Source organism: Nonomuraea longispora, from assembly GCF_004348345.1.
Taxonomy (GTDB): Bacteria; Actinomycetota; Actinomycetes; order Streptosporangiales; family Streptosporangiaceae; genus Nonomuraea; species Nonomuraea longispora.
The window spans coordinates 23,381-29,718 of sequence record NZ_SMJZ01000104.1 but is presented as its reverse complement, the minus strand read 5'-3'; the positions used below and the strand labels follow the sequence as shown (position 1 = coordinate 29,718).

Genomic DNA, 6,338 nt, shown 5'->3' with positions numbered 1-6,338 from the left:
GCGTCAGATGTGTATCAGAGACAGCAACCCCGGACAGAGCACATCCAGCGGACCCGATCACCGAATCTCCGCCGCGGACGAGCCGGGGAGCGCCGGCGACCCCACCGCCCAGAAAGCAGCCCGGCCGGCCGGCCGGCCGCCGAGGCTCGCCGCCTCCGAGCAGCCTGGGGACAACGGCGGGGCGGAGGAGGGTTCACTCAACTGGTCGATCCCGGACCCCTCCGACTGGGCCGACCTCCCGGACAAGATCGCCGCCTACCGGGCCGGCTATCTGGCCGAGGACCGCCGGTTGCTCGAAAAGGCGCTCCGTGCGGGCACGATCATGGGCCTGGCCACCACGAACGCCCTCGAACTAGGCGTGGACGTCTCCGGGCTCGACGCCGTGCTGATCGCCGGCTGGCCGGGCACCCGGGCCTCGCTCTGGCAGCAGGCGGGCCGGGCGGGCCGGGACGGCAGGGACGCGCTCGTCGTACTGATCGCCAGGGACGATCCTCTGGACACCTACCTGGTGCACCACCCCGATGCGCTGTTCGGCCGGCCCGTGGAGGCGATCGTCCTCGATCCGGACAATCCGTACGTGCTGGGCCCTCACCTCTGCGCCGCGGCCGCCGAGATCCCGCTTTCCGAGGACGATCTGGCCGTCTTCGGCGACACCACCTCGGCCGTCCTCGACGACCTGGTCGCCCGGAATCTGCTCAGGAAGCGCCCGGCTGGATGGTTCTGGACCCGGCGTGAACGCGCCACCGACCTCGCCGACATCCGCGGCGGTGGAGGTGCCCCCATCCAGGTCGTGGAGTCGTCGACCGGCCGCCTCCTGGGCAGTGTGGACGAGCCGTCCGCCCACACCGCGGTGCACACCGGCGCGGTCTACCTCCACCAGGGCGAGACCTTCATCGTGGAACTCCTCGACCTGGAGGCCGGGGTCGCCCTCGTCTCCAGCGCGAGCCCCGACTACACCACGTTCGCCCGGGACATCACCGACATCTCCATCCTCGGCACCCGACGCTCCCACCCTCTCGGCCCGGGCACGCTGCACTTCGGCGAGGTGGAGGTGACCCGGCAGGTCGTCTCGTACCTCAAAAGACGCCTCCAGTCGGGCGAGATGCTCGGCGACGAGCCCCTCGACCTGCCACCTCGCACCCTTCGCACCCGTGCGGTCTGGTGGACGCTCCCCGCGTCCGCGCTCGCCCCGCTCGCCGAGGCCGGCATCGACCTCGGCGGAGCCGCCCACGCCGCCGAGCACGCCTCGATCGGGCTGCTGCCCCTGTTCGCCACCTGCGACCGCTGGGACATCGGCGGCGTCTCCACCGAACTTCACGCCGACACGGGCCTGCTCACGGTCTTCGTGTACGACGGCCACGAGGGCGGAGCGGGCTTCGCGGAACGCGGCTACGCCCGGGCGACGGACTGGCTGACGGCGACACGCGAAGCCATCACCTCCTGCGAATGTGAACGTGGCTGCCCCTCCTGCATCCAGTCGCCGAAGTGCGGCAACGGCAACGAACCCTTGGACAAACGAGGCGCGATCCGCCTCCTCGACACCCTGCTGTCCGAATAGACCGGTCGGTGCAGAGACTCCTTCACGGCGACCCCTCATCGCGCTCTCACAACCACACGGCTCGCGGAAGCCCGATCGTGGTACGGCCTGTGGGTGCATCTGGGGTGGTTGCCGACCTGTGAATCGGATCTGCGGTTACCCGGTGTTACTGACAGCGGCACCCGCAGGCCGACAGAGCCGAGCACACCCCTGACGCGCGTCCCCCAGTTACGCCACACGACTCAATTGGCGTTAACTGTCGCCACCTCTGTGTCTGCGACCAGCGAAAACACGTTCGTTCTCATCGTCGTCGGCGGCCCAGAAATCCGCTGATCCCGACTGGGGGCGTTCCCAGAACCCGCTGTCCTCCATGGCTCTGGGCGACGGGGGAAGGTAGTCGTCCCAGTGTTCTTCGATACGGACGGCGGGCGGGTTGATGGAGGCCGAGCCCTCGGCAACGTCCGTCACGGCCGAACTGGGCAGCGCGATCCGCTTGGGCCCCTGCCGGGCGCCATCCGTGTCGCGAACGCCCCAATCGTCGTCCACCTCGATCTGGACCGAGATCTCCTTGCGCGCCGGCTCAGAAGTGGGGAACGCGGCGGGCTTTTCCCCGAGCGCGTCCTTCGACGGCTGCTGGTGTTCCTTGGGCTGCTCTGTTCGGGATTTCTCGGGTACGCGCGTCTTCGCCACGGCCAGGATCACCGTGGGCCGCCGCCGGAGCGGCACCGCGGCAGACGGCGGGACGGTGTCATCGCCCAGTGAGCCCTGCGGGCCGTGCGCGACGTACGAGCCATGCGCGCCATGTGAGCCATGCACACCGCCTGCGGCCGAGGCTTGGCCAGCACGTGTGGCCGCCCCGGCAGGCACCGACGTGGCACCGGACGCCGCCCCTGCCCCCGCAAGGGCTCGCCGCCGCGCCCACGCGCCCGCGTGCGCGCCGAGCAGCAGCAGAAGGAGACCGACAGCCACATAGAAGCCGTACTGTCCGATGTTCCCCAGCGGCGACGCGCTTGACTGGGCTCTCACGTCGCCGGCGGTCACGGGCTCGGTGTCCGTGCCGTCCCTACCTCCGGACGGGACGAGACCGCCCGAATCGTCGTCGGCTGTCGGGATGGGCAGGTTTCCGTCAACGTCGGTGTCGGGAATGTCGGGCAGCTTGGTGGTTGTGGGCTTACGGGACGGCTGGTCCGCCGGCAGTGCCTGTCTCTTGGCGGGCAGGGTCGGCAGCGCGTCGACGTTCTTGGCATCTCGGTTCTTCGGCGTCTTCGTGGTGGTCTTCTTCGGCTTGGCGGTGGGCTTGGCGGGGATGGCGAGGTAGGCGGCGCCCGACGGATCCGACCCGATCGAGCCCCCTTCTCCATCACCCCTGAAAGCCTTGACGGTGAACCCCACCCGCTGCCCTTCCGCCTTGGCGGGCACCGCGAGCGCCGCCCTGCAGGAGGTGCCCTCGCAGGCACCGTCGGCGGGCAGCCTCCCGACGATGCCCGTCAGCGTGTTGGAGACCTCGTAGGACTGCAGATCGGGCTCGGCCCCCTTGGGCCAGGTGACGAGGACCTTGTCGGTGCCCTGCCGGGCCACGTTCGGGTTGCCGGGAGTCTGGGCGGGCCTGCGCAGCTTGAAGGTGCTGGTGGCGTACACCCTCCCGGTGAGTTCTCCCTTGAGGGTCACCGTGAAGGGGCCATTGGGGGCGGCCCCGGCGTCGAACGTGCCGGAGAGCGTCTGGTTGGCACCGCCTCCGGCGACCTTCTGGCTGGGGGTGGACGGGCCTTCGACGTACAGGCCCATGCTGAGCTGGATCATTCCCGTACTGGCGGAAACAGTGACCGTCGAGCCGGAGACCACCTGACCGTCGGCGGGCGAGGTGATCTGCCCGGACGTGTCGGCCTGCCAGGCCGCGGAGGCGGCCCGCGCGGACCCGCCCAGCGCGACGGACAACACCACGATCGCTCCCGCGGCCACCACTTTGCCGACTACCGTCACGACGCTTCCCTCCATCGAGAGCCTCGCGTCGCCCGACCGCCCTTGGGGGCGTTCACGCGACGACCGGAAGTGCAGTCCGCCCGGCCGATACGGTCACCGACCGCCCCCGGACCGCACCCTAGCGACTTCGTCAGAGCTGTCACAGACGCCCTGCCGCATATGGCATGAACCGAGGGTAAGCGGGACCTTACGGGAAATGCTCAACTCTTGGACACTGCGTCTAAGAAGTCGTAACGGGATCGCGACATTGCACCCTGTAAGCCACACTCACCACTTTCGACAACGCTCACCCATTTGTTCACTCACGCACATTTGTGCAAATAGCAAGAATCAGGACTCATCATCTAAGTCAGGGCAGGTCATCCCCATCAGTTACGTCGGAGAGCCAGCCGGGGGCCACCGTCGCGGGGCCCGCACGGGATCTCCCGGTCAGGGTGCGGGTGCCGGCGATCGGCAGGGAGATCGACATCGTGGTCCAGACGTCGGCGACCTCGTCCCGGATCTCGCAGCGGGTCAGTTTCGCACCGTTCCGTGCAGCGATGGCCGACGCCCGCAAGCAGGCGCCCTCCGGGTCGGTCAACGCCATCTCGGCCGCCGCCAGCGCGCTGAGGTCGGCGGCGCCGCCGACCCGGTGGCCGGCCACGCGTACGGAGCCCACAGCGGCCAGCGCCGTGGCGACGGCCATCAGGAGACCCATGAGGGCGACACCCCACAGCGTGGCGGAGCCGCGTTCCTTGTCGCGCTTCAACTTCTCCTCCTCGGCGATGGCCGGTCTCATGCCGGCATGGCTCTGCTCAGGGGACTGACAGGCGTGGTTCGGTGTCGGCCGTGGCCGTGGCGGACACCTGGACGGCGGGCAGCGACCCGCCCCACGCCGGGCGCACCTCGACGGTGATCTGCACCTTGGTCAGATCGACGTCACGGGACACCGTGATCCGCGCGTCGGCATGGGTGGCCGACCGGGCGCGGTCGCGGACCTGGCTCAATGGTTCGCCCCTGGCCGCCGCCCTGGCGGCCGCGCGTGCAGCGTCCACGCATTCGAGCTGGACGCCGACGGCTTGGACGGCCCACAGCGCGGCAGCCAGGACGACCATGAGAGCGGGCAACATCGCGGCGGTCTCGGCCGTCACCGAGCCCCGCGATGCCGACCGTCTCCCGCCCACAGTGATCCGCCCGAGGCGGCGGCTCATTTGCCGGTCGTCTTGAGTGCCCGGTCGATGAGGGAGGACAACATCTCCTGCACTTCAGGACTGCTCACGACCTTGAACAGGAGCGCGGCGAAGGCGCAGGCCGCAATGGTGCCCACCGCGTATTCGGCCGTGGACATTCCTCGTTCGCGGTTGGCCAGTGCGTAGTGAAGCCATCGGTTGGATCGCCACCACGAGCCCGCTCCGGCGCCTTCCCCGCCGGAGGTGGCCGGCGAGTCACCCGGTGCGGTGTCGGCGGGCCTCGGCTGGGTGTCCGAAGGGGCGTTGACGGGCGTCGGCGGGGTGTTCGGGTCCATACCTGCGGGCACCGGTGAGGTGTCCACCTTCGTGCCTGCGGTCGGCGTCGGAGCGGTCGGCGTCGGAGCGGTCGGCGTCGGAGCGGTCGGCGTTGGAGCGGTCGGCGTTGGTGGGCTGGTCGGCGTGGGGACGGCGGTGTGGCTGGTCAGAGGTGTGTCGGTGGCCGGGGTGCTGCAGGCCGGGTGGGCTCCCGGCGGCGTGTGGGGGCGTGGCGCGGTCGTGGCCGGGCTGAGGGTGGAACCTTGCATCGGGCCTCCAGGTGTCGGAGCCGGGGTCTTGTCCGGCGGGAGTCCAAGGGTCGCCGAAAGGGCTCTGCGGTCAGTGGACCGAGCGCGGTTCTGTGGATAAGGGCCGCTTTGAGGTTGACCTGTGGACAACTGGTTCTGCGTAGGGCGCGGTAGGTGGGAGATGCCCGACCTCGTTGATGAACGACGCCCGTGTTGAACGCGTCTCAGACGACATGAGCGATTGCAGGCGCGCACCCGAAACGTGGTGGTTTCCGGCGACGAGCGCAGGACCACCCAGCGGCACCTCGACTGGGAGGGATGTTTCAACGTTCGCGATCTCGGCGGCATCCCGGTGGCCGGTGGCGGCGTGATCCGGCCGGGCGCGATCGTTCGTTCGGACAACCCCGAGAGACTGACGGCGGCCGGCTGGTCGGCGCTCGTGCAGTATGGCGTCCGGACCGTGGTCGACCTGCGGAACGACGACGAGCTTCAGGCAGGCCCGCCGAACCGGCCCGCATGCGTGACCACCGTGCACGTGCCGCTGGACGACGTGGCCGACACGGCGTTCTGTACCTGTCTGCGGGAGAACGAGCTGGACGGGACGCCGCTCTACTACCGGCCGTTCCTCGACCGGAAGGCGCGGCACCGCCGCCGTCACCGCCGTCGCGCGTGCGCAGCCTTGAGGGGTGCTGGTCCATTGCGGGCTCGGCAGGGATCGTACGGGCCTCGTCGTCATGCTGCTGCTGGCGCTCGCAGGAGCCGGCTCGGACGACATCGCCGCAGACTATGAGCTCAGTACGGCCCGTTTGCCCGCGTTGTTCGCCGCTGTGGGGATCGACGACCAGACGGAGGTCATACGGAACATTCTGGCCAGGAAGAACACCACCGCCCGAGACGCCATGATCAGCGTGCTGGAAGACGTCGACGTCGAGGCTCGCCTTCGGGCGGCCGGCCTCGGTGAAGACGACGTCGCCGCACTACGCGACCGGCTCGTCCAGCCGGAGTGAGCACCCGCCTCTGGCCGGGAACACGAACCCCCAAGTCGCACGTCGGAGGGCGTACGGGGCGGTGTGACGCGGCACGCGCCCG

General features: G+C 69.6%; 7 protein-coding genes. 3 read left to right on the top strand and 4 right to left on the bottom strand.

The annotated features are described in order from the left end of the window. Positions 1 to 1,558, top strand: a 1,558-nt coding sequence (locus E1267_RS25225) for a Zn-binding domain-containing protein (protein ID WP_246064245.1), incomplete at its 5' end; no start/stop codon positions are given. A 231-nt stretch (positions 1,559 to 1,789) separates the two neighbouring features. Here E1267_RS25225 and E1267_RS25220 read toward each other — a convergent pair. The 4 genes from E1267_RS25220 to E1267_RS47690 form a co-directional block, all read right to left on the bottom strand. Continuing rightward, positions 1,790 to 3,517 carry an Ig-like domain-containing protein gene (locus tag E1267_RS25220; RefSeq protein ID WP_132335588.1) on the bottom strand — a complete coding sequence of 576 codons (1,728 nt, stop codon included), beginning with the start codon at positions 3,515 to 3,517 and terminating at the stop codon, positions 1,790 to 1,792. Between the two features lie 349 nt (positions 3,518 to 3,866). Further along, positions 3,867 to 4,295: an Rv3654c family TadE-like protein gene (locus E1267_RS25215; RefSeq protein WP_132335586.1), complete on the bottom strand. Its 429-nt coding sequence runs from the start codon at positions 4,293 to 4,295 to the stop codon at positions 3,867 to 3,869. Positions 4,296 to 4,311: 16 nt separating this feature from the next. Further along, positions 4,312 to 4,647, bottom strand: a complete 336-nt coding sequence (locus E1267_RS25210) for a TadE family type IV pilus minor pilin (protein ID WP_246064244.1) — start codon at positions 4,645 to 4,647, stop codon at positions 4,312 to 4,314. A gap of 56 nt (positions 4,648 to 4,703) precedes the next feature. Continuing rightward, complete coding sequence (locus tag E1267_RS47690) at positions 4,704 to 5,033, bottom strand: DUF4244 domain-containing protein (RefSeq protein ID WP_342774877.1); 330 nt, start codon at positions 5,031 to 5,033, stop codon at positions 4,704 to 4,706. 478 nt (positions 5,034 to 5,511) lie between these two features. Between E1267_RS47690 and E1267_RS46595 the strand changes: the two genes are divergently transcribed. Together E1267_RS46595 and E1267_RS47395 are read left to right on the top strand one after the other, a co-directional pair. Next, the gene (locus E1267_RS46595; RefSeq protein ID WP_342774878.1) at positions 5,512 to 6,039 is read left to right on the top strand and encodes a tyrosine-protein phosphatase; all 528 of its coding nucleotides are present in this window, start codon (positions 5,512 to 5,514) and stop codon (positions 6,037 to 6,039) included. After that, positions 5,984 to 6,256, top strand: a complete 273-nt coding sequence (locus E1267_RS47395) for a tyrosine-protein phosphatase (RefSeq protein ID WP_281283705.1) — start codon at positions 5,984 to 5,986, stop codon at positions 6,254 to 6,256. Before E1267_RS46595 ends, E1267_RS47395 begins: the two co-directional genes overlap by 56 nt. Positions 6,257 to 6,338: the final 82 nt, after the last annotated feature.

Excerpts from the sequence above, each read along its gene's own strand:
- E1267_RS25215 (WP_132335586.1), bottom strand. The coding sequence starts at position 4,295 with ATGAGACCGGCCATCGCCGAGGAGGAGAAGTTGAAGCGCGACAAGGAA.
- E1267_RS47395 (WP_281283705.1), top strand. The coding sequence starts at position 5,984 with ATGCTGCTGCTGGCGCTCGCAGGAGCCGGCTCGGACGACATCGCCGCA.